Consider the following 23,088-nt stretch of genomic DNA (forward strand, 5'->3'; position numbering starts at 1 on the left):
CCGCGTCGGGCGAGGTCGCCAGCCGTGATAGTTTAGCGATTATGTCCGTGAAGAATGACCCGCCCGACTTGCCGAACCTGCGTGAGGCCGGTGGGATTCCCGCCGCCGGGGGAAGCATCCGGCCCGGGTTGCCTTTCCGCAGCGCCGCCTCCCTCGGCGACCACCTGCTCGCCCACGGCTTGAACGTCCGGCAATTCGAACGGCTCGGGGCTCGGCTGGTGGGCAGCCGGTGAGCACCCCCGCGCCAAGCACCGGACCGCGCGCCCTGGCCACGCTGACCGATAGGCAGATCTTCGATTATCTGTGCCTGCACCAGCCCGCCACGCGCACCGACATGTCCGATTTCTTGGGCCTGTCCAAACCCACCGCTTCCCAGGGGATCTTGCGCCTCCAGGAGAACGGCCTGGTCAGCTCCGTAGCGGCCGAATACGATCCGAAGGCCGCGGTCCGGCGCGGACGCGCCCCGGAGAGCTACGGAATCAACCAGGATTTTGGCCATCTGCTCGGGCTGAGTTTGGAAGCCGGCACGCTGCTGGGCCGCACCACCGATTTGTCCGGCCGGACCGTGGCCGACGCACACCTTGCGGTACCCATCGAGGCCAGCGCCGAGGCGGTGCAACGGCTGGCCGCGGGCATGGTGCATGAACTATGCGCCGCCAGCCCCGGGAAAACCCTTCGCGCGGCACTGTCGCAAAGTTCGCCGGTGCAGCGCGCCGGAGAGCGGAGCACGGCGCTGCCCACCCCGGTTTTCGCCGGTTCCTCGGCCTCTTTGGCGCCGGTGGTGCACGAGCTGACCGGGGCCCCGACCAGCTTGGACAATGACGTGAACTGGATGGCGCAGGCGCAGATCGCACTCGATGCGGGCCGTGCTGCCCAGTCCTTCGTGCTGCTCTACGTGGGTCCCGGTATCGGCACGGCCTTGGTGATCGACTCCAAGGTGCATCGCGGCGCCAGCGGCACCGCCGGCGAGCTGAGCGGGCAGCGCTTCGCGGAACACACCTTCCTGGAGCGCTTGAGCCATGCCGGGCTGACCGAGGCGGACAGCTCCCGGGTGGATTGCGCCCGGCTGCTGCGGGCGCTGCGCGGGGAAGAGCCGGCCGATGATCTGGTCGCCGGGCTCACCGAGCTGCTGGCCGAGGTGCTGGGCAATTTGCTGGCATTTTTCGATCCGCACCGCTTTGTGCTCTGCGGTCCGCTGGCCCCCTTCGAGTCCTTCACCTTTGCGCTGCAAAGCGCATTGGCGCGTAGGATGGGGCCGGGGAGAACCGTGTTTGAGATCAGCACGCTGGGCGAGGATGCGGCACTGCACGGGGCTTTGCATGGGGCGAGGTCCAGGTATCTGGCGCAGCTTTGGTCAAGCTACCGGGCAGAAGGCGTCTAGGCGTTGACTGCGAAGCTCGCCACTAGCTATTGTAAAGAGTCCTTAATATAGTTTCTGGTTTGCTTGCCGTGCGATACCCCACGGCCTGAACCTCTTGCAGGGGAGTACCTGATGGCAACATCTGACGCATCGGCAGCTGAGTCGCAGTACGCTGCCATCGGCCTTGACATGGGCGGCTCATCGATCAAATACGCCTTGGTCGACGCCGCCGGAAAGCTCGTGGAGAGCACCTTCGGCCAGGCCACCACGCCGGACGGCGCCCACCCGGACGCCGTGGCCCAGGTGATGTCGGAGATTATCGGCGAGCTGCAGCGGCTCACCGGCGAAGAGCTGGACGGTATCCCCGCCGGCGTCACCGTGCCCGGCGTGGTGATCGACGGGGTAGTGCATACCGCCGCGAATATCGACGAGGCCTGGATCGGGCTGGACGCCACGGCGATGCTGAGCCAGGTGCTGGGCCGCGAAGTTTCCGTGCTCAACGACGCGGACGCGGCGGGCATGGCCGAGGTGTACGCCGGCGCCGGCTCCCAGGACGGCCGGCCGATCAAGGGCAGCACCCTGTTGCTGACCTTGGGCACCGGCATCGGATCGGCGTTCTTCCGCGACGGGGTGCTCTTCCCGAATGTGGAGTTCGGGCACCTGGAAATCGACGGATTCAACGCGGAGAGCAAGGCCGCCGCCCGGGTGATGCGCGAAGAGAACCTCAATTGGGAGCAGTACATCGCGCGCCTGCAGCGCTACCTGTCCCACGTCGAATTCCTCTGCAGCCCGGATTTGATCGTCATCGGCGGCGCGATCTCCGAAGACCATGAGCAGTTCTTGCCGCAACTGAAGCTGCGGGCCAAACTCGTGCCGGCAGAATACAACAACGCCGCCGGGGTGCTGGGCGCCGCGCATCGCGCTTTGCACTCGGGCACTTAGGAACCTATGCATACCATTGACCCGAACGCCCAAATCAAGCTCGTCGCCGTTGACATGGACGGCACCTTCTTGGACGGTGAGGGGCAAATCCCCGAGGCGGCCTGGGCCGTGATCGACGAACTGCAGGGGCAGGGCATCAGCTTTGTCCCGGCCTCCGGGCGGCAGTTCGCCACGCTGCGCGAACAGTTCGCGCAATTGGGCGAAATCGCCATCATCGCCGAGAACGGCACCGTGGTGATGCACGGCGAGAACGAGATCTACTCGAACATCATCGCCGGAACATCGGTCGCCGCGGTGATCGCCGCGGTCCGCGCCCAGGAACAGCTGGATGCCGGACTGGTGCTCTGCGGCCGGCGCACCGCCTATGTGGAACGCAGCGACGCGGCCTTCACCGCCGCGATCGCCCCGTACTACCGTGCGGTGCAGGTCGTCGAGGACCTGACTCAGGTGCAGGACGAGATCATCAAGATGGCGGTGAACGTGGGCACCGGCGCGGTGCAGGAGATGGCCGCGGCCCTGGAAGTTCCGCTGCAGGTGGTGATCTCCGGAAGCCATTGGGTCGATGCCATGAACCATGGGGTGCACAAGGGCCTTGCGCTCAATGCGCTGCAGGAAAAACTCGGCGTCGGGGCCGATGAAACGGCCGTCTTCGGCGACTACCCGAACGATCTGGAAATGATCAAGGCCGCCACCTATTCCTTCGCCATGGCCAACGCCCACCCGGTGGTGGCCGCCGCGGCGAACTTCACCGCCCCGGCGAATACCGAGCACGGGGTGCTGCAGGTTCTGCGCGCCTACCTCCAAGGGCGCAGCGAGCTCTGAAACGCTAGCTGCCTGAGTAGCGGGAATCCCCCGGGGGCGAAGCCTGAACTAACAGTCCCCGGGGGATTCCGGACGATCCCTATCTGGCCAGGTAATGACCAATCCCAGCCGTTGCCGCACGTACGCCGGTTGCCAGCGTTGGTTCGTAGTCCGGTAGGAAATACGGCGAGTGGTTGACTGGAAAATCGCCTGTGCGCGGCAAAAATCCGCCGAAAAACCAATATACGTACGGAACGGCTATTTCATCCCCTAGCGCGCCGAAATCTTCCGATCCCATAGCCGGGGGCAGCTCTGCTACTTGGTCGGCACCCAACTCTGCAGTCAGTGCCTGCTTGATTCGTTCGGTGTGTTCCGGATCGTTGTGAAGTTTCGGGAATGAATTGAGCTTCACGATTTCAGGAATTGGTGCATTGGAAGCGGCGGCTTCGGACTCGACTATTCGTTTTACTCCGCTGAGGATCTTGGAGCGTGCGCTGTCGTCGAGGGTGCGGATATTCAGCGTGAATTCGGCGTGATCGGGAATGATATTTTCCTTCAGACCCGCGTGGAAGGTGCCGCAGGTAACTACGGCGGGCGTTTGTGGATGCAGCTCTCGGGATACTAGACCCTGCAAGCGCGTGATCGTATGCGCTCCAAGCAGGATCGGATCAATAGAGTCCTGCGGCATAGAACCGTGTGACTGCTTACCGCGCAAGGTAACTTTTAGCGAATCAGCCATGGCCATGGCCGGTCCGCTAGTGATTCCAATGGAACCGGCGGCAAACGGAAAGACGTGCTGGCCCAGTATTACTTCTGGTCGCGGTGCCTTGTCCCAAAGTCCGTCGTCCAGCATGGCTCGGGCTCCGGCGCTTGTTTCCTCACCGGGCTGGAAGATCCAGACGATGGTACCGCTCCAAGCGTCGGTCTGTTCGGACAACAGAGCAGCTGACGTCAGAGCGGCAGTCACATGCGTGTCATGTCCGCAGCCATGCATAACAGGGACTTCGGTGCCGTCTGCCAACGTGCCGCGAACACTGGAAGCGTAGTCGGCGTCGGTATCCTCCGCGATAGGAAGGCCGTCGGTATCGGCCCGGAACCCGATGACAGGCCCCTCGCCATTGCGCTGGATCCCGACTACACCGGTTCCACCGCACGCGAAGTTCTCGATACCTAGTGCATCGAGCTGTTGCGAGATGTAGGCTGCCGTCCGATGTTCCTGCATGGAGAGTTCCGGGTTGGCATGCAGATGACGATACATCTCGTGCATGGCCGAGGTTTGCTCGCTATCTAGAGTTGTGCTGAGCGAGGCGGTAATTTCGTGGTTCATGGGGGATCCTTTTAGTCTTCGGGGCTTGCATGGACAGTCCGGCGATTCCGGAAAATCCAGGAAAATATGATGGAAGATACTACAACCAGAGCGGTAGCGAACAGCGCCAGCGAAGGCACCAGAGGAATGACAGCGAAATACATGATTAGTGAAAGCAGGATTGCGATCAGGGTTGGTCGTGGTTGCTTCATTGCAACTATCGCTTGAACTAGGACTGCACCCATCAGCGACGGCAGGATGTAGATGCGGGCAACTTCGATCATTTCGGTTGGAATGACCGAAATCATCCAAGAACCGAAGAAGCCGACAAAGACCAGCAAGCTGGTCAGATGGACAGTGGCAGCCCCGCAAATCGCCATGACGGCGGCCAAATCCCCACGCCGTGTTCCTGGCTTGGCATCGATTGAGGATTGGGCCACAATGGCCGCCGGCAGCAGCTTGTTGGAGATGTTGCCAATCATGAAAGCTTGATACATAGCAGCTGAGCCGAGGATGGGGAAGTAGGTCAGCGGCTCCACAAACCAGAAGACCCCGAAGGTGGCGGCCACAGCCGCGAATGCCACCCAGATCATTGCTGGGCTGATCTCAAGATCGGTGAACAGCACGAGATAGGCCGGGCCCAGCAGCGAGAAGAGCAATCCAGCCGTCATGGTGATAGAGCCATAACGTGTGGTTTGCTTCTCGAAACGGGCCATCGAGGCATCAGCGTTAGTTAAAGTCGGTGTGCTCATCACTTAATTCCTTTCACATTTCCTATGCGGTGTGCATCAGGTAGCCGGCGGTGATCGAGATGAGGATCGCAAAACCCAAAGACCATTCCTTGAGCCACTTGGCATTCAGTGTTTTGGCGAGGAAGAGGAATAGGGCCATTGATGTCGCGGAGATTAGGACCAGCATCATATGGATATTGGATTTGGGGATTTCGGCGATGGTAAGCATGCTGAAGGCGCCGAGTAGTGCGGCGCTGGGAATCAACGCCATGGCAGCGGGATTGCGTTTTGCCAGGGACTTTCCACCACGCTTCAGTATCGGGGTGAGCAGCAGAGTGCATAGCATCCACATGCCACCAGACAAGCTCATGGCTATAAAGGCGACGGCAAAAACCTGTTGGGTATACGTATCGCCGCCCAGCATCGACCCCATGGACTGCGCAGCGAGGTTGGCGCTCGCCGTTTCAGTTGATGCCGAACCGATTAGCCCAATGCGTACCAGTACGGCAGGCGTTCCGAACAGGGCTAGTAGAGCGATGGCGACCAGCACAACCGAAAGCGATGGGCCTATGGATGCGACAGCGCCAGCGCGGAAGGCCTCTTTAACTTCGCGCAGCGGCATGTCGACATGTGGAGCAGCCGCCTTGGTGGCTTTGACGTAGAGAATCGTCTGAATAAAGATTACGGCGAAGACACCCAGAGCGCATATCCATAGAAAAGGGATATTGGCTATGGCCCAGATGTCGGTCGAAGCTGGATTTCCTGCTGAAAGTGGTAGGCCCATGGGACTCTCCTAAATTTCGCATCAACTTTGTGATGTGGATCTCATGAAATAAATAGTGCCCTGCGCGTCTGGTTGCGGCAAGGAACTGGAGAAATCGCCAAATAAGTGGCCGGATCCTGCAAAACTCACTATTTTTAGCACCCCTATTCCCCATGTCGCCACTAGCGAGTGAGGATTGTGGCATACGTCGCACGACTGTTGATGTCTGAAAGGTTTGTCATGAATGAGATCCAGCGGCTCAGCGCTGTAGAGCTGACCAATAAAATTCGAAGCCGAGAATTATCTGCCCGCGAGGCCCTTCAAAGCCATATCCAGGCAATCGAAGCTGTCAACGCACAGGTCAATGCCGTTGTCACCACTGACTTCGAGCGCGCGTCGACCTTGGCTGCTACCGCCGACGAGATTACCGCTCGCAATGGGGAAGTTGGTGTGCTGCATGGCTTGCCGATGACGCATAAGGATACGTTCAATACGGCAGGATTGGTCTCCACTCAGGGTTCATTGGCACTGCAGCACTACGTTCCAGAACATGATGACTTGCAGATCGCCAGGCTGGCTGGGGCCGGAGCCATCCGAACTGGCAAAACCAATGTTCCAGAATTTGGAGCCGGTTCGCACACTTTTAATGAAGTTTTCGGTACGACCACTAATCCGTTTGCCCCGGATCGATCCGCTGGCGGTTCATCCGGCGGCGTGGCAGCAGCGGTTGCGGCTCGCATCCAGCCACTTGGCGACGGATCCGACATGGGTGGTTCACTGCGCATTCCAGCTAGCTTCTGCAATGTTGTTGGGTTCCGGCCCTCGTACGGTGTGATTCCAATGGAATCGCCGTCCAACGCATACTCGTGGCTAGCTCGCTCAGGACCGATCGCCCGCACTGTGGAAGATATCGCGCTATTTATGCGCGCTAGCGCGGGGGACACCGCACTTCCTACGCCAAATACGCTCAAGGCAGAGGATTTTGTTGCCCCAACGCCAAATTTGCGTGGGGTGCGCATTGGATACAGCTTCGATTTTGGTATCGGAGTGCCAGTTGAGCCAGAAATCATCGAAGTCCTTAAATCCCAGTTATCCGTATTCGAAGCCGCTGGTGCCATCGTGGAACAAGGGTGCATAGATTTCACGGATGCCGATGAGGTCTTCGAAAATACCCGAGCGTTTGATTTCGCGACGAACCTAGGTGAACTCGTACGCAGCAAGGAATCACTTATCAAGCCAGAAGTGATCTGGAATGTGCAAAAAGGGTGGGCGCTGGACGGCGAATCAATGATTTCCACGGTTGCTGCGCGTACGCGGCTGGAACAAGCCGTCCAGGCTTATTTCTCCAGATATGACCTGTTCCTTTCACCTGCCGCGCAGGTCCTGCCGTTTGATGCCGCTATCCGCTGGCCTGAACAAATTGCGGGAACTCAGGCTGAAACTTATCTTGATTGGATGCGCTCCGCCTGCTTGCTCTCGGCCACCGGGCTTCCGGTGATTTCGATGCCTGGAGGATTCACTAAATCCGGGCTTCCAGTCGGCTGGCAACTGGCTGCCAATCACTATCAAGACGTCAACTTGCTTAATTGGGCCGCCGGATATGAAGAACAAGCGCCCTTCGCAGCAACGGCGCCCCTGCTTGCGACCAACCCGCAATCTGTGTTGGCCAATCCGGTCCGAACGATCAGCGCATAGTTGGAAAGGTAGCGAAAACAATGAGCTTCGATGCTAATGCCCAAGAAAACGGCCCCTTGGCCGGGTACACGGTAATAGACCTGTCTCGTGCTCTGGCGGGGCCGCACGCGACAATGATGTTAGGGGATCTGGGTGCCCAAATCATCAAAGTCGAGAGCACCAACGGCGGGGATGACACTCGGGGGTGGGGGCCACCTTTTGTTGGACCGGAGGAGGACCGGCAATCCACCTACTTCCTGTCCTGCAATCGCAATAAGCGTTCTATTGTTTTGAATCTGAAGAGCGCCGATGGCTTCGAGACGCTGCGTTCAATGATCAAAAAGGCCGATGTCCTCGTGGAGAACTTCCGTCCCGGTGTCATGGACCGGTTGGGACTCACCACGCAATTGCTGCATGAGATCAACCCGAAACTGGTGATGCTCTCGATTTCAGGTTTCGGGCATGACGGTCCGGAAGCGGCGCGTAGCGGCTATGACCAAATACTTCAGGGTGAAGCTGGACTCATGTCCTTGACTGGCCCCTCTGCCGATGACCCGCAAAAAGTTGGGGTGCCCATAGGTGACCTGCTGGCGGGCATGTACGGAGCCTATGGTGTCTTGGCCGCTCTGCTGGAACGTGAGCGTACCGGACTCGGTCAGCAGGTCCGTACCTCGTTGCTGGCCGCAATTGTCGGCGTTCATGCGTTTCAGGGAACTCGCAATACCGTTGCGGGGCAGGTTCCCAAAGCCCAGGGAAACCATCACCCTTCCATTGCACCATACGGTTTATTCCGTTCCGCCGACGGTTTCGTGCAGATCAGCGTCGGCAGCCCAAAGCTGTGGCAAGCGCTGGTTGAGAAATTCCAGTTGCCCACAGCCGGCTTCGAATCGAATGCGCAAAGAGTTGAACGCCGTGAGGAGCTAATTGCGATCATTGAAAAGGTATTCATGCAGATTCCCACCCAGCCATTGCTCAAGCAGCTAGGGGAAGCCGGAATTCCAGCGGGTATCGTTCGTACCCTCGATGAGGTATATGAGTGGGACCAGGTTCGTTCGCAAGGCCTCGTGTTACAGGTCCAGCACCCTGTGCTGGGCCAGGTGGAGCTCCCTGGCGCACCTTTGAGGTTCTTTGACGGCAAGCACGAAGTAAGTCGAAAAGAACATACTGCACCCCCGTTGCTTAACCAGCACGAGCAGGAAATCCGCGAATGGCTTGGGCAAGACGCAGCGCAGGTAGCAACATGAGCAGTGATCCGGCGCGCGTCGAACGAATCACTACCAGAGCAATCATCGAGCAGGTACTGGATCCCGGCAGCTTCACCAGCTGGGATGAGCCGGTAGACTATTCCTTCGCTGCGGCCGCCTACCGAGAACAACTCGAGCAAGCAGCACTCCGTTCCGGATCGGATGAAGCAGTAATTACGGGGTTCGGCACGGTTAAGGGGCAACAAGTTGCTGTGGTGCTTTCCGAATTCGATTTTTTGGCCGGGTCGATTGGGCGCAATGCTGCGCAACGAATCGTCGCGGCCTTCGAACGAGCAACTGCACGGGGCTTGCCGGTGCTCGCCTCTCCAGCTTCCGGCGGAACCAGAATGCAGGAAGGTACTCCGGCATTTGTGTCGATGGTGCATATCACTGCAGCGGTGCGCGCCCACACGGAGGCCTCGCTTCCATATCTGGTGTATTTGCGTCACCCAACGACAGGCGGAGTGATGGCTTCATGGGGGTCAGCGGGCCATATAACCATTTCGCAGCCGGGAGCTCTTCTGGGATTTCTCGGACCCCGGGTATATGAAACTATCTACCAGCATCCTTTCCCGGAAGGAGTCCAAGTTGCTGAGAACCTCAAGCGACATGGACTTATCGACGCGGTGGTCCCTCTGGAAGAACTCGCAAGCATCGTCAACCGGGCCTTGAGAATTCTTCGTCCCAGTGATGGCCTTTCAGTTGCGGCTGAGTTCCCAACAGTGGCAGATCGTCGGTTGGGCGAGCACCAGGTCTGGCAGGCAATCCTGGCAACTCGAAAAGCGCGCCGTCCATCGGTGCGCCATGTAGTTAAATATGCGTCGAGCGATGCAATGCAACTTTCGGGGAGCAACGAGGGCGATAGGGATCCCAGAATGTATCTGGCTATCGCCCGAATTGGTGGACATCCAGTCGTGCTCGTTGGCCAAGACCGCTCTGGCCTGAATGGTTCGGGGTCCACTGAGCCAATGGGGCCAGCGTTCCTTCGCGAGGCGCGCCGGGGCGCGCAGCTAGCGGAGAACCTGGGAATCTCGTTGGTTACGGTGATTGATACAGAAGGCGCAGCGTTGAGCCAAAGCGCGGAAGAAGGCGGCATGGCCGGACAAATTTCCCGGTCGTTGAGTGCTTTGGTTGGACTTAACGTGCCAAGCGTATCGCTGCTACTCGGCCAAGGGACTGGGGGAGGAGCTTTGGCGCTGCTGCCTGCTGACATTTCCATTGCAGCCGCAAATTCCTGGCTCTCCCCGCTGCCTCCCGAAGGGGCGAGCGCCATTATCTATCGAGACACCGAGCATGCGTCTACGCTGGCGCATGCCCAGCAAACTGATGCTTTCTCTCTGAAACGTGCGGGGATTGTGCAAGCGATTGTGCCCGAGGAGTACGATGTGTGCAAAGCGCCTAGGCGCTTTGCACAAGAAATCGGACAGATAATATCTATTGCACTGACCAAGCTGGCGAAAGAGGACATTGCCGGATTGAGAAGACAACGCGCATTGAAATATGCATCGATTGGTAAGCAAGCACTACTGGGCTAAGCGGTGAGGTTCGACCTTGCACGACCGAGAAACAGGAAGATATGACAGAGCTCAGTACCACGCAACGGCGAATAATTGCGGCGCTTCAAGTTGATGGCCGGGCTACTTGGCGCAAGATTGCCACGGTACTAGACATACCGGAACGCTCGGTTGCGCGCCACGGCGCGTGGCTATTGGAGAGCGGAGTTGTCACAGTGGCTGCAGTCAGGCACCGAGAGCACTCGCTGCTGATAGCTTGCACCTGTGCTCCGGGAACCGGCCGGCTCGCAAGCGAAGCGCTGTCTTCCCGTTCAGATACCAGCTTTTCGTATCAGGTCACAGGGCGTGAGGATCTCGTCGTGGAAATGCACTACGACGGGGACCTCACCGATGTTCTCTCATTGGAGCTTCCAGCCACGCCCGGAGTCTCATCTGTCGTGGCCTATCCTGTGCTCAAGTATTTCAAGACGGTTCGCGGCTGGCGGCTTGGCTCGCTAAATGCGGCCGAAGAAAATTCTCTGCGCAAGCACCCCGATGTCACCAGTTGGAAGGCCAAACCCGATTTGGTCCCTAAAGATCAACTGATCATCAGCTCCTTGCGCGAAGATGGCCGGGCCAGTATCGAGTCAATCGCACGACGTGTGGCGATGAGCGAGACTTCTGTTGCACGCCGAATCGACTGGCTGCTGGCCAGCGGGCAGATAGCCATTCGGGCACTGGTCGAACCGTCTGCTGTGGGACTTCCTACCGAAGCATTGCTGTGGGTGTCTACTTCTCCCATTCAAGTTGAGCAATTAGGCCAACGGCTGGCGAGGCGCCCCGAGGTGCGCTACGCAGCGGCCGTGGCGGGAGACTGCCAGCTCGTCGTTAACGTGACAGTGGCTAGCCAAACGGAACTCTATGATTTCATCTCGAATAGCGCTTGGGGAGATTCAATGCTTCAAGTCAAAACCTCGTTTGTCGTCAAGGCGCGCAAACGCGGCGGAAGGCTGATCAGTATCTAGCGCGGACTCATGAAGGTTTTCCCGGCATAGCGATACCGGCTAGGCAGCTTTGCGGAGCGGCAACGGCAATACTGCGCAAAGCAGCTTGTCTGCCTCTGGCGAAACGTCGAAGCGCGAGCCGCTCATTTTCGGTTTCTTGCGGCTGCCGCCTGTTATCAGCCGTGCTGTGCCCGGGGTATTGATCTCGGCGCCAGTATTTGAAGCCCGAGGCAGTCCAGTCAGGTCAACCGCTCCCGCTGTACTTCGGTTCGGCTGATCGGCCGGTCGTCCGGCACCAGCGGATCGTCGCTGCCGCACCGGGACGAGGCGCTGGTAGCGGATGCCAACACGTGACCTGCCGGTCTTATTCAACGGTCCCGGCCCCGGCACGCGGTCCCGAATCCGGGGCGCGGTCAGTGGATGGTCGCGAGGCCGAAAGCCTAGAGGCTGTCCTGTTCGGCCAAATGATTGGCGATCGCATCGAAGGCGCGGATTGTCGGGAAGAGCTTGGAGGCATCCTGCGGCAGCGGCCAGCTGGAGAGCTTCACGCAGACCATCTTCGTGGCGGGATTCATGTAGATCATCTGCCCGTGGATGCCCAGCGCCAGGGCGACATTCGACTTGGGGTAGGGGAACCAGATCTGGTTGCGGTAGTGCCCGCCGGGCATCATATTGTCGCCCGGTGAGTCGGCGAAGGCCTTGAGCTGGTCCTCGGTGGCGGTGAAGGTGTCCCGAATCCAGTCCGGATCGAAAACCTTCTGCCCGGTCAGCGCCACCCCGTCGTTGACGTACAGGTGGCCGAGGCGCGCCAGGTCGCGCAGCGTCGCATTAAAACCGCCGTCGTACATGCCGGTGCCGAACTGGTCGGTGCCCATCACCAGATCTTGCTGCGCGCCGATCTTCGCCCAGACATATTCGGAGAGCAGCTGCGCCATGCGCGCGCCGCCGGCGGCCTCCAGCACCCAGCCGAGCACGTCGGTCTCGCAGGAACGGTACTCGAACGGACCGCCGTGCTCGCCCTTGGACTTCAGCGTCAGCAGGTAGTCGTACATTCCGATCGGGCCGATCGCGCCGCTGGGCTCGGTCCAGCCGATGGCCTCCTCCAGCAGGCGCACCTCGGCCTTCGGATCCAGGTACTCCTCGGAGAACTGGATGCCCGAACGCATGTCCAGGAGGTGGCGGACCGTCGCCCCGGCATAGCCCGAGCGTTCCAGAGCCGGCACGTAGTCGGTGACCAGCGCGTCCACGTCCAACTTTCCCGCGCCTGCCAGTGCGCCTGCCACGGTGCCCACGACGGTCTTGCTCATCGACATCAACAGGTGGTCGGTCAGCGAGGTCATGGTGTTGTAGTACTTCTCCACCAGCACCCGGCCATTGCGCATCACCAGCAGGCCATCGGTGTTCGTCGAGTTAATGACCCCGCGCACGGTCATCGACGGGTCGGACGCGGAGACCTTGGCTACCTCAAGCTCGCCGATCTCCATTTCGGTGAACGGCAGTTTCGCGATCGCGTCATCGCCGCGGGAGACCTTGGTGGTAGGCAAGAACTCGGCGAGGTTCTGGAAGGATACCTGGATGTTTTCCGGATACTGCCAGTTGGCGATCGTTAACTCGGATATCGCTAGGCCGCTGGTCATCTGCTGGTCCGTCTTCTCTTGGGAACGCTGTTGTGCTCTGTGTTTCGGAGCCTACCACCAGCGGTTGAACGGGAGAGTGATGCTGGGTTAGCGGTTTTCGGACGGCGGAACGTCGATGCCCTTGTACTGTGCTCGGATCGAGGAGATGAAGTGCTTCGCGTCGATGGTCAACTTCGTCTTCTTCTTCCCCTCATACTGCAGCTTCGCCTTGGTCACCAATACGCCCAAGTCAGCGCCTTTCCAGCGGTAATCTTCGGCACCGTAGATGCGCAGGAAGAACGCTTCCTTGTGGTTCTGCAGCTGGTGCCAGTCCAGCGCGCTGCGCGAGAACTGCAGCTTGCCCTTGGAGTCCAGGAAGTACTTGCCGGTGCGCGGGGCATGGGTGATGTACTGCACGATGTCATCGGTTTCCTTGATGATCATGTGGCTCCACACGTCCGCCCCGGAGAGCTCCTCCCAGCGCGCGTTGATCTCATCGACGTCCAGTTCGAAGTCCACGTCGAGGTATTCGAGCAAGTGGAAGAGGAACAGCGGGACATCCGCGTAGGCGCCGGCGGTCACGTTGGTGATCGCGCTCGCCCCGGAGATGCGTGGGTTCAATTCGCCCAGATATACCTCGTCGGTGTCGGTGTCGACCAGCACATCGACCTCGAAGAAGCCGCGGTACCCGGTGGATTCAAGCCCCGCCCCGACCTTGCGGACCAGTTCGATGGCGCGGGCGCGCTGCCCGTCGGTGACCACATCGGGGTGCATCTCGTTGCCGCACCAGCCGCCCTTGTACGGGGTCAGCTCCTTGTATCCGGCCAGCTCGGTGAGGATCGGGCCGACGACGGTGCCGCAGCGGGTGAGCACCGCTTCCACGGCTACCGGCTGGTTGTTGATCCGCTTCATGACCTTGAGCTGCTCGCCGATGATGTGCTTGGAGTACTGGTTCCAATCATCCTCGCTGGTGATGAAGAACGTGGTCTTGCCCGAATCGCCGTACGGGGTCTGCACGACCAGGTCATCGCCGAGCTTCGCCCCGCGGGAAAGCTTCTGCAGCTGCGCATAGGAGTCGGCGGTGCCCAGCACATTCGGCACCGAGTGGGCGCCGGCGGCGTTGCCCAGTTCGGTGGTGACGATCTTCGAATCCAGATGGGTGCGCAGCTCGTGCGAAGGCAGGATCAGGTCGTAGCCCAGCTCCTCGCAGATCGCCTCGGTCTCCTCGTCGAAGAACACCATCGCGATCTTCGGGCGCTGGCCACCGGCTGCGCGGTGGGTATCGATGTATTCGCGCACCTCGGGGTTTTCCAGCAGCCAGTTGTTGATCTCTTCGGAGCTCTGGAAGTCCACATGCGGCTTCTCGCTCGGGGTGAAGACCCGCGGGTGGTGCCCGTCCCAGCCGTCGTAGTAGGTGATGTAGCTGAATTTGCGCACCCAGCGGTCTAGGCCCAGCAGGTTCACCGGGGTGGCGCCGATGAAATAGATCGGAGTCTGGTTGGTGCGGAAGAAATGGCGCACCTCGCTCATATTCTTCAGCGTGCGGCCAAAATTCACGACACGTGGAGCCTCCACGATGCTCTCGTCGTCGTTGTAGGCGGCATCCACGGCAACATTGGCAGTCATCTCGTCCAAAACGCTTTCCTGCGACTGCGCTTTGCCGACCTGCTTGCGTAAATTGGCCAGATCGCTTGGTTTGGGCATCTGCGGTCGTGCAGGGCCTTCGCTCGCCTCAAGAAAATTTGCCATGGGATGTCGTTCCTTCGAAGTGGTAGACCTAGTAATTCTTCACGTGCCCGACGCTGGACACGCTGTGGACCGGTTGCTCTATCCATGTTTGGGGGTGCGAGTAAGGCGAGCGCAACGGTGAGGTAAAGCTGCGGTGAATAGTGAGTTTTGGGGCGCTTTTGCGTTGAGCAATAGCCTAGACGCGCGAAAGTCCTAACGTGAATTTAATGACACGTTAGGACTTTCTCTGTCATGTGACGAGGTCAGCTAGCCGAGCCGACGTAATACCCGATGGCTGCCAGGGCTGCCCGTACTCCGGTATCCAGGGCTGGCACATAGTCGGGCAGGAAATGCGGGGAGTGGTTTACCGGGGCGGGACCAGCAGTGGTGTCGAAGCCGCCGAACATCCAGAACACATTCGGTACGCCCAGCGCATCGGCCAACGCCCCGAAGTCCTCCGAGCCCATCGCCGGGGGCACGAAGCGCACCTGCTCGGCACCGAATTCGGTGCCGAAGGCCGAAGCCACGGACTGGGTCTGCTGCGGGTCGTTGTAGAGCCGCGGGAAGTTGTAGAGCGGCTCGATCAGCGGCGCAGGCGCATTGCCGGCCACTGCTTCGGCTTCGATGATGCGGGTGACCGCGCTGAGCACCTGCGCGCGAACCTCTTCGGTGAGCGTGCGGATATTCAGCGTGAACTCCGCGCGATCCGGAATGATGTTCTCCTTCAGCCCCGCATGGAAGGTGCCGCAGGTGATCACCGCCGGGCTCAGCGGATGCAGCTCGCGCGAAACGATGCTCTGCAAGCGGGTGATGATATGCGCGCCGAGCACGATCGGGTCGATGGAATCCTGGGGTTGCGAGCCGTGGGACTGCTTGCCGAAGAGCGTCACCTTCAGCGAGTCGGCCAGCGCCATCGCGCTGCCCTCGGTGACCGCGATGGACCCGGTCTGGAAGGGGAAGACATGCTGGCCGAGCACCACCTGCGGGTGCGGGACCTTGTCCCACAGGCCGTCCGCAAGCATCGCCTGCGCGCCGGCCGCGGTTTCCTCGCCCGGCTGGAAGATCCACAGCACCGTGCCGGACCAGCTGTCGGTGCTTCGGGCCAGCACCTGCGCCGCGGCCAGCGCGGAGGCCACGTGGGTGTCGTGGCCGCAACCGTGCATTACCGGCACCTCGGTGCCGTCGGCCAGTACCCCGGTGGCCACCGAGGCGTAGTCCGCGCCGGTGTCTTCCTTGATCGGCAGCCCGTCGGAATCCGCGCGGAAGGCGATCACCGGGCCGGGGCCATTGGCGTGGATCCCGACCACTCCGGTGCCTCCGCAGCGGAAGTTCTTGATGCCCAGATCGCTGAGCCGGCCCTGGATGTAGTCCGCGGTGGCGTGCTCTTGCATCGATAGTTCGGGGTGTGCGTGCAGGTGCAGGTAGCTTTCGTGCAGCGCACGGGTCTCCTGGAGGTTCAACGCGATCTCGTTCATGGTCTTCCTTTGCTTGGTGGTGCTTAGTCTTCGGTGGTCGCCGAGAACTGGGTGCGGTCCCGGACCAGCCAGGAAACGAGGATGGAGGCGATGACCACCAGCGCGGTGGCGAACATCGCCAGCGCGGGAGCCGCCGGCAGGATCACGAAGTTCATCAGCAGCGCGAGCGTGATGGCCACCAGCGTGGGGCGCAGCGACTTCATCGCGACGATGGACTGCACAAGCACCGCACCCATCAGCGAGGGCAGGATGTAGAGGCGGGCAACCTCGATCACCTCGGCGGGAACCATGGACACCAGCCAGGTGCCCAGCAGCCCGACGAAGAGCAGCAGGCTGGTCAGGTGGACCGTGGCCGCGCCGCAGATGGCCATCACCGCGGCCAGGTCTCCGCGTTTGCTGCCCGGCTTCGCGCCGATGGAGGCCTGGGCGACGATCGCGGCCGGAAGCAGCTTATTGGAGATGTTGCCGATCATGAACGCCTGGTACATGGCGGCCGAGCCGAGGATCGGGAAGTAGGTGGCCGGTTCGACGATCCACAGCACCCCGAAGGTCGCCGCGACCGCGAGGAAAGCCACCCAGATCATCGACGGGGCGATGTCCAGGTCGCTGAAGAAGACCAGGTAGATCGGGCCGAGCAGGGAGAAGATCAGGCCGGCGGACATGGTCAGCGAGCCGTAGCGGGTGGTTTGCTTTTCGAAGCGCGCCATCGAGGCGTCGGCGCCGGTCAGTTGTGCTGCTGAGGTGCTCATGTGGTGCTCCTGGTCTTAGGCTGCGGTGTGCAGGAAGTAGCCGGCGGTGATGGCAACGACGATGGAGATGCCCAACGCCCATTCCTTCAACCATTTCGCGTTCAGCGCCTTGGCCAGGAAGAGGCACAGCGCCATGGTGGTCGCGGATACCGCGACCAGGATCAGGTGGACGTTCGACTTCGGCAGTTCGGCGATGGTCAGCGCGGAGAACGCGCCGAGCAGGGCCGCGGTGGGGATCAGCGCCATCACCGCGGGATTGCGCTTGGCCAGCGATTTGCCGCCCTTTTTCATGATCGGGGTGAGGATCAGCGTGGCGAGCATCCACATGGCCCCGGACAGGCTCATCGCCATGAACGCGACCGCGAAGACCTGCTGGGTGTAGTCCGCCCCGCCCAGCGAGGCGCCCATGGTGACCGCGGAGATGGTCGCCGAACCGGTTTCCGCCGAGACCGAACCGATCAGTCCGATGCGCACCAGCACCGCGGGGGTGCCGAACAGGGCCAGCAGCGCGATGGCGACGAAGACGACCGCCAGCGAGGGGCCGACGGAGGCGACCGCACCGGCGCGGAAGGACTCCTTCAGCTCGCGCGCCGGCATGTCCACATGCGGCGCGGCGACCTTGGCCGCCCGCGAGTAGAGGACCGTCTGGATGAAGATGACTGCGAATACGCCCAGGGCGCAGAACCACAGGAAGGGGGTGTTGGCGATGGCCCAGATGTTCGTTGAACTCGGGTCGCCAGCGGCCAGAACGAGCTGTGGCTGCATGGTGGGCTCCTGATGAGGGTAGGTAACTAAGCGTGATGTGATGTGGATCGCATCTAGTTATAACCTTGCTAGCTTCCGTCAATAACGGCAATAATTGGCACGTATTGCCAAGTTTTTGTCGTTTTCCGCCAAATCTGTGATGGACTTGCCCGGTAGATGCAGGATTTAGTCACGGAGGGGAAGCCGCATGGCGCAGCACGAAGTTTTCAACGAACTGGAACGCCGCATCGTCATCGCGATGCAGATCGATGGGCGGGCCACCTGGCGGAAGATCGCCAGGGTGCTGCACGAGCCGGAACGGACCGTCGCGCGCTATGGCCAGGCGCTGCTGGAGAGCGGGCGGGTTTCGGTGGCGGCGATCGCGCACCGTTCCGGGTCGCTGGTCGCCTCCTTCACCTGTGCGCCGGGGACCGTGCGGGTGGCCTGCGAGGCGCTGGCCCAACGTCCGGATACCAGCTTCAGCTATATGGTCACCGGGCAGAGCGACGTGGTCACCGAGCTGCATTACGACGGGGACCTGGCCGAAATCCTCACCATGCAGCTGCCGGCCACCCCCGGGGTGAATGCGCTGGCCGTCTATCCGATCCTGAAGTACTTCAAGACCATTCGCGCCTGGCGCGCCGAACCGGTCAGCGAGGCCCAGGAACGTGCGCTGACCCCGGCCACCGGCGGGGAGCTGACCGAATGGAATCCGGCCCCCGGGCTCACCGAAAACGATTCGATGATCATCGAGGTATTGCGCAAGGACGGGCGGGCGAGCATCGATGCGATCTCCCGGCAGGTGAAAATGAGCGAATCCTCGGTCTCCCGCCGGGTGGACTGGCTGCTGCGCGGCGAGCAGATCAGCATCCGCACGCTGGTGGAACCGGCGCTGCTCGGCTTCCCCGTGGAGGCGCTGCTGTGGGTGCAGACCTCCCCGCACAGCGTCGAGGCCCTCGGCCAGCGCCTGCGGCTGCTGCCCGAGGTGCGCTACGCGGCGGCCGTCGCCGGGGACGCCCAGCTGATCGTCGACGTCACCGTGCGCACGCAGAAGGACCTGTACCGGTTCATCTCGGACACCGAATGGGGCGAGATGGTGCAGATCAAGACCGCGATGGTGCTTTCGGCACGCAAGCGCGGAGGGCGGCTATTCGCCGTGTAGCGTGGCGGCGAAGTCGTTCTGCGCGAAGTCGAATCCAGCGTCGGCCAGCACCCGGCTGGTGACCTTGCGCCCGGTCAGCGCCACCCGGGCGTTGGAACCCAGCGCCGCGGCGCCAAGCTTGGGCAGCAGCGAACCGGTGGGCAGCCCGGGCAGCCCGGCGATCGAGCGCAGCGCGGCCATCACCTCGTGGTTGCGCAGCGGGTGCGGGTTCGCCGCGTGCACAACGCCCGCGGGGATCGGCGGAGTTTCCAGGCCCAGCAGATTGCGCACCAGGCGCAGCCAGTCCTCCATCCCGATCCAGCTGAACCACTGCTTGCCGCTGCCCAGCGGACCGCCCATGCCGGTGTGCACCAGCAGGCTCAGCGGCTTGAGCAGCGGGGCATCGGGATGCACCACCAGCGAGGTGCGCAGCACGTAGCTGCGCGCCGCGTTGACCTGCGCGTCGTTGTAGGCCTGCTCCCAGGCCGAGGCCACGCCGGTCATTTCCGGCAGCGCCCGTGCGCCTTCGGGCAGCGGGCTGTCCTCGGTGAATTCGGTTTCCCCGCCATCGCCGAAGATCGCCGTGGTGCTGGACTGGATCCAGCTGGCCAGCGGGGTCTCCAGCGCCGCGGCGGCCTCGGCCAGGGTCGCGGTGCTCTGCACGCGCGAGGCGGTCAGCTTGGCGATGTTCTCGGCCGTATTGCGCTTGTCCACGCGCTCGCCGGCCAAGTTGATCAGGTGCACCGGATACTTTTCGTGGGTCAGCGCGCTGGCCCAGGCCCCCTGATGGCGCCCGTCCCAGGGGTACTGCTCGGCCGGAAAGTCCGGTTCCGCGTTCCGGGTGAGCACCGCGACCGAGGCGCCGCGGCAGACCAGCTCGGCGACCAGATTGCGGCCCAGGAAGCCGCGGCCCCCGGAGATGACCACATGGGCCGGTACGGTGCGGTGCGCGGCCGGTGGAATGACCTTGAACAGGCGGGCGGCCGCCAGCGCGAAGTCGGCGCACAGCGCATTGGCGACGCTGAATTTGAAGGCGGCGGTGCCGATCCCGCGCAGCGCAACGGTGAAGCGCAGCAGCGCGCCGCTGCCCGCGGAGTCGACCTGCCAGCGCAAGACCATCTCCCCGCCGGGCTGCGGCTGGGTGAACTCCACCATGCGCTGGGCCGGATTGCGGCGGGTGATCGAACCGGATGGGGCGGTGGCGCGGTGCAGCGGGCCGAACAGCTTGCCCGGCGGGCGCAGGTCAACCTTGGTGCCTACCCCGCGCTGGTCATCGTGCACCACGAAGCCGTCGAAGCTTTTCATCCAGCTGCCGGTCTGCGCCAGATTGCCGACGATGGAATACACGGCCTCGGGGTCCGCGGCGAGGTACTGCGATTCGCTGCGCTGCCAGCGGGTGAACTTATTGAGCATCTGCGCCATTCTCGGATCATCCTTCGAGTTGATCAGAAACTTCGGACTTCTCCAAGGCTACTTCGGTTTGCTGTGCCGGGGCGTGATGCGCGCCCGGAGCTGCCCTGCAGTGTCGCGCCGGCCTTGGAGGCGGCGCGGTGATTAAAGGAGAAAACCGGCGCCCGCCGAGTGCCGTTGGGCAGTCGGCGGGCGCCGGTTTCGTGAAGAAGAGCGAGGTGCGCGCTAGGCGGTAACCTTCGCGCCGAGTTCTTCTTCCATGGCGGTGAATTCCGCGTCGATCTCCGCGTTCGGCTTGAAGGTCGCCCGCGAAACGAGCCACGCGACAACCAGCGAGACGATGAAGCCCGGCACGATCTCGTACATGTTGCTGGCAAGCACGTCGATGTTGCCCCAGATGTAGACGACCGCGGCACCGGAAACCATGCCCGCGAAGCCGCCCAGAGCGGTCAGCTTGCGCCAGTACAGGGCCAGCAGCACGATCGGGCCGAAGGAGCCGCCGAAACCGGCCCAGGCGAAGGAGACCAGGTCCAGGATCGAGGAACTCGGGCTCAGCGCCAGCAGCGTGGCGATCACCGCCACGATCAGCACGCCGGTGCGTCCGAGCATCACCAGTGCCTTAGGCGAGGCCTTGCGTCCGGTGATGTTGTAGAGATCTTCGACCAACGCCGAGGAGCAGACGATCAGCTGCGAGGACATCGTCGACATGATGGCTGCCAGCACGGCCGCCAGCACCAAGCCGGCGATCAGCGGGTGGAAGAAGATCTGGCTGAGCAGCAGGAACACGGTCTCGCTGCTGGCATCGGTCAACGGTTCGTCGGCGAAGTAGGCGACGCCCACCAGTGCGGTGGCGATGGCGCCTGCCGAAGCCAGGAACATCCAGCCGATGCCGATGCGGCGTGCCGTCTTGGCCTCGCCCGGGCTGCGCAGCGCCATGAAGCGCACGATGATGTGCGGCTGGCCGAAGTAGCCCAGTCCCCAGGCGGCGGTGGAGAAAATCGCCACGACCGCGAGGAACCAGTTGCTGCCGGAGAAGGAGGAGAACAGGTTGAAGGCTTCCGGGTTCACCTCGGTGATCTTCGAGGCCAGCGAGCCGAAGTCGCCCATCTGGATGACGGCGACGATCGGCACCGCGATCAGCGCGGTGAACATCAGCAGGCCCTGGGCCACGTCGGTGAGCGAGGCTCCGAGGAAGCCGCCGAACAGCGTGTAGAGCAAGGTGATGACGGCAACGAAGATCATGCCGTTCAAATAAGGCCAGCCGAAGGAAGCTTCGAAGAACTTGCCGGCGGCGACCATGCCCGAGGACACGTAGAAGGTGAAGAACACGAGAATGATGACCGCCGAGGCGATGCGCAGCAGGTGCTTGCGATCCTTCAGGCGCTTCTCGAAGAAGCTCGGAATGGTGATCGCGTTCTGTGAGATGGCGGTGTAGGAACGCAGGCGAGGGGCGACGAACTTCCAGTTCGCCCAGGCACCGATCAGCAGGCCAATGGCGATCCAGGCTTCGTGCAGGCCGCCAAGGTAGATGGCGCCGGGCAGGCCCATCAACAGCCAGCCCGACATGTCACTTGCACCTGCGGATAGCGCTGCCACCCACGGCTTCAGGCCACGGCCTGCGAGCATGTAATCGTCGATATTCGATGTTCGCCTGAAAGCTACATAGCCGATGCCAAGCATCACGGCCATGTAAAAAGCGATTGCGATGATCTGATAAGTCTGGTCAGACATTTTTCCTCATTGCCGTTTTTTGTTCACCGGCGCGTGTTATCGCCCGGCGAACCGCGGATCTAGTGGTGCGAGTCACCACTATTGCACTTATTTTTCTATTTGTCTTGGCTACCTTCCCTGCTCGTTATGGATTTGTAACTTAAAAGACCGTATCGAACTAGTGCGCAGAATCAGAATCGAGTTCCGCGGTTTCGTGTTGAATTGCCAGCTGTTCGTGCACCAGCGTGCGCACCGCCTGGATCGCCGGGGACCGCGCCGAAGAGTGCCGCATCGCGGTGAAAATGGTGCGCACCGGGGCGTTGTGCAGGTCCACAAAACGCAGTTGCCGCTCGAACTGGGTCCACACCAGATCCGGCAGCAGCGCCACCGCGGTGCCGGTCTCGACCAGGGTGACATGTGCCTGAAGATCGGCCGTTTCGTAACGTACGTCCGGCTCGAATCCGGCCATGCGACATGACTGCTCCGCCCAGTGCCGGCTTGCCGCGCCCGGCGGTTCCATCACCCACGGCAGGGAGGCGGCATCGGCCAGCGAAGTGGTCCGGTCGAATTCGGCGTTGCCCTCGCCGCCGGGCAGCGGAAGCGCCAGGCGGATCGGGTCGTGCGCGAGGTGGCGGCGATCGAGGGTTTCGAAGATCGGTGCCGCGTGCCCCTGATACTGTTCGGCGATCACCAGATCGAAGTTGCGGGCGCTGGTTTCGTGCAGCGCTTCCTCGGGTTCGTGCTGGGTCATCTCCACGCGCAGATGCGGATGCATGGAGTGCAGCTTGCGCAAGACCGGCGGCATGATGGCGAGCATCGCGGTCTGGAAAACCGCCAGGCGCACGGTGCCCGAGACGTTGGACATGGTCGCCGCCAGGTCCGCTTCGGCGCGTTCCATGGAGCCGAGCAATTCCTCGGTATGGGCGACGAGAACCTGGGCCTGCGGAGTCAGCTGGAGCTTGCGTCCATTGCGTCGCAAAAGCTCGACGCCGGCTTCGTCTTCGAGCTGGCTGAGCTGCTGCGAAACCGAGGACGGGGAGTAGCGGAGCACATCCGCAACCTCGGCGATCGTTCCCCGGATGCTTAGTTCTCTTAAAAGACGTAATCGTCGCAGTTCAAGCACTGATTCATATCCTATTCACGCGGATGTTAAGTGAAGTTATGCCCGGGCGTTTCGTGCACCCATTTATACATTAG

Annotated in this window: 20 protein-coding genes and 1 pseudogene; 10 read left to right on the top strand and 11 right to left on the bottom strand. The window is 61.7% G+C overall.

Annotated features, from left to right (window positions below; genetic code table 11):
* Positions 1 to 41: 41 nt before the first annotated feature.
* The 4 genes from CQ015_RS15640 to CQ015_RS15655 all read left to right on the top strand — a co-directional run bounded on the left by CQ015_RS15640 (position 42) and on the right by CQ015_RS15655 (position 3,124).
* Positions 42 to 233: a hypothetical protein gene (locus CQ015_RS15640; protein ID WP_105650587.1), complete on the top strand. Its 192-nt coding sequence runs from the start codon at positions 42 to 44 to the stop codon at positions 231 to 233.
* Positions 230 to 1,381: an ROK family transcriptional regulator gene (locus tag CQ015_RS15645; protein WP_105650588.1), complete on the top strand. Its 1,152-nt coding sequence runs from the start codon at positions 230 to 232 to the stop codon at positions 1,379 to 1,381. The genes CQ015_RS15640 and CQ015_RS15645 overlap by 4 nt, the downstream gene beginning before the upstream one ends.
* Before the next feature lie 111 nt (positions 1,382 to 1,492).
* Positions 1,493 to 2,302, top strand: coding sequence for a polyphosphate--glucose phosphotransferase (ppgK, locus tag CQ015_RS15650; RefSeq protein ID WP_105650589.1), 810 nt, complete (start codon positions 1,493 to 1,495; stop codon positions 2,300 to 2,302).
* 6 nt (positions 2,303 to 2,308) lie between these two features.
* Positions 2,309 to 3,124: a Cof-type HAD-IIB family hydrolase gene (locus CQ015_RS15655; RefSeq protein WP_105554483.1), complete on the top strand. Its 816-nt coding sequence runs from the start codon at positions 2,309 to 2,311 to the stop codon at positions 3,122 to 3,124.
* Between the two features lie 79 nt (positions 3,125 to 3,203).
* Here the strand turns inward: CQ015_RS15655 and CQ015_RS15660 are convergent, their stop codons facing one another.
* The 3 genes from CQ015_RS15660 to CQ015_RS15670 are packed head-to-tail and all read right to left on the bottom strand — an operon-like array spanning position 3,204 to position 5,924.
* Entirely contained in the window at positions 3,204 to 4,430 is a 1,227-nt protein-coding gene (locus CQ015_RS15660) for an amidohydrolase (protein ID WP_181150444.1), read from the bottom strand.
* A gap of 11 nt (positions 4,431 to 4,441) precedes the next feature.
* Complete coding sequence (locus CQ015_RS15665) at positions 4,442 to 5,161, bottom strand: hypothetical protein (RefSeq protein ID WP_105570270.1); 720 nt, start codon at positions 5,159 to 5,161, stop codon at positions 4,442 to 4,444.
* Between the two features lie 22 nt (positions 5,162 to 5,183).
* On the bottom strand, positions 5,184 to 5,924 hold the full coding sequence (locus CQ015_RS15670) for a DUF5058 family protein (RefSeq protein WP_105650590.1): 741 nt from the start codon (positions 5,922 to 5,924) through the stop codon (positions 5,184 to 5,186).
* A gap of 219 nt (positions 5,925 to 6,143) precedes the next feature.
* Between CQ015_RS15670 and CQ015_RS15675 the strand changes: the two genes are divergently transcribed.
* The 5 genes and pseudogenes from CQ015_RS15675 to CQ015_RS15690 all read left to right on the top strand — a co-directional run bounded on the left by CQ015_RS15675 (position 6,144) and on the right by CQ015_RS15690 (position 11,339).
* Positions 6,144 to 7,598: an amidase gene (locus CQ015_RS15675; RefSeq protein ID WP_105650591.1), complete on the top strand. Its 1,455-nt coding sequence runs from the start codon at positions 6,144 to 6,146 to the stop codon at positions 7,596 to 7,598.
* 20 nt (positions 7,599 to 7,618) lie between these two features.
* On the top strand, positions 7,619 to 8,821 hold the full coding sequence (locus CQ015_RS15680; protein WP_105650592.1) for a CaiB/BaiF CoA-transferase family protein: 1,203 nt from the start codon (positions 7,619 to 7,621) through the stop codon (positions 8,819 to 8,821).
* Positions 8,818 to 10,356, top strand: a complete 1,539-nt coding sequence (locus CQ015_RS15685) for a carboxyl transferase domain-containing protein (RefSeq protein WP_105650623.1) — start codon at positions 8,818 to 8,820, stop codon at positions 10,354 to 10,356. Before CQ015_RS15680 ends, CQ015_RS15685 begins: the two co-directional genes overlap by 4 nt.
* Before the next feature lie 41 nt (positions 10,357 to 10,397).
* Positions 10,398 to 10,538: pseudogene (locus CQ015_RS19615) on the top strand (AsnC family protein); the annotation flags it as partial.
* Positions 10,539 to 10,700: 162 nt separating this feature from the next.
* Positions 10,701 to 11,339 carry an Lrp/AsnC family transcriptional regulator gene (locus CQ015_RS15690; protein WP_258133764.1) on the top strand — a complete coding sequence of 213 codons (639 nt, stop codon included), beginning with the start codon at positions 10,701 to 10,703 and terminating at the stop codon, positions 11,337 to 11,339.
* Between the two features lie 419 nt (positions 11,340 to 11,758).
* Here the strand turns inward: CQ015_RS15690 and CQ015_RS15695 are convergent, their stop codons facing one another.
* The 5 genes from CQ015_RS15695 to CQ015_RS15715 all read right to left on the bottom strand — a co-directional run bounded on the left by CQ015_RS15695 (position 11,759) and on the right by CQ015_RS15715 (position 17,651).
* Positions 11,759 to 12,955 carry a serine hydrolase gene (locus CQ015_RS15695; protein ID WP_105554492.1) on the bottom strand — a complete coding sequence of 399 codons (1,197 nt, stop codon included), beginning with the start codon at positions 12,953 to 12,955 and terminating at the stop codon, positions 11,759 to 11,761.
* Between the two features lie 87 nt (positions 12,956 to 13,042).
* The gene (locus CQ015_RS15700; RefSeq protein ID WP_219844322.1) at positions 13,043 to 14,683 is read right to left on the bottom strand and encodes a biotin carboxylase; all 1,641 of its coding nucleotides are present in this window, start codon (positions 14,681 to 14,683) and stop codon (positions 13,043 to 13,045) included.
* A gap of 242 nt (positions 14,684 to 14,925) precedes the next feature.
* On the bottom strand, positions 14,926 to 16,137 hold the full coding sequence (locus CQ015_RS15705) for an amidohydrolase (protein WP_105650593.1): 1,212 nt from the start codon (positions 16,135 to 16,137) through the stop codon (positions 14,926 to 14,928).
* 23 nt (positions 16,138 to 16,160) lie between these two features.
* The gene (locus CQ015_RS15710; RefSeq protein WP_105570266.1) at positions 16,161 to 16,886 is read right to left on the bottom strand and encodes a hypothetical protein; all 726 of its coding nucleotides are present in this window, start codon (positions 16,884 to 16,886) and stop codon (positions 16,161 to 16,163) included.
* A gap of 15 nt (positions 16,887 to 16,901) precedes the next feature.
* Positions 16,902 to 17,651, bottom strand: coding sequence for a DUF5058 family protein (locus CQ015_RS15715; protein ID WP_105554495.1), 750 nt, complete (start codon positions 17,649 to 17,651; stop codon positions 16,902 to 16,904).
* Between the two features lie 187 nt (positions 17,652 to 17,838).
* Between CQ015_RS15715 and CQ015_RS15720 the strand changes: the two genes are divergently transcribed.
* On the top strand, positions 17,839 to 18,792 hold the full coding sequence (locus tag CQ015_RS15720; protein ID WP_105554496.1) for an Lrp/AsnC family transcriptional regulator: 954 nt from the start codon (positions 17,839 to 17,841) through the stop codon (positions 18,790 to 18,792).
* Here the strand turns inward: CQ015_RS15720 and CQ015_RS15725 are convergent.
* The 3 genes from CQ015_RS15725 to CQ015_RS15735 form a co-directional block, all read right to left on the bottom strand.
* Positions 18,778 to 20,193: an NAD-dependent epimerase/dehydratase family protein gene (locus CQ015_RS15725; RefSeq protein ID WP_105650594.1), complete on the bottom strand. Its 1,416-nt coding sequence runs from the start codon at positions 20,191 to 20,193 to the stop codon at positions 18,778 to 18,780. The two genes, CQ015_RS15720 and CQ015_RS15725, sit on opposite strands and share 15 nt — an antisense overlap.
* Before the next feature lie 213 nt (positions 20,194 to 20,406).
* Entirely contained in the window at positions 20,407 to 21,912 is a 1,506-nt protein-coding gene (gene putP / locus CQ015_RS15730) for a sodium/proline symporter PutP (protein WP_105554498.1), read from the bottom strand.
* Positions 21,913 to 22,069: 157 nt separating this feature from the next.
* Positions 22,070 to 23,014, bottom strand: a complete 945-nt coding sequence (locus CQ015_RS15735) for a LysR substrate-binding domain-containing protein (RefSeq protein WP_105650595.1) — start codon at positions 23,012 to 23,014, stop codon at positions 22,070 to 22,072.
* Positions 23,015 to 23,088: the final 74 nt, after the last annotated feature.

Source organism: Arthrobacter sp. MYb221, assembly GCF_002979835.1.
GTDB lineage: Bacteria > Actinomycetota > Actinomycetes > Actinomycetales > Micrococcaceae > Glutamicibacter.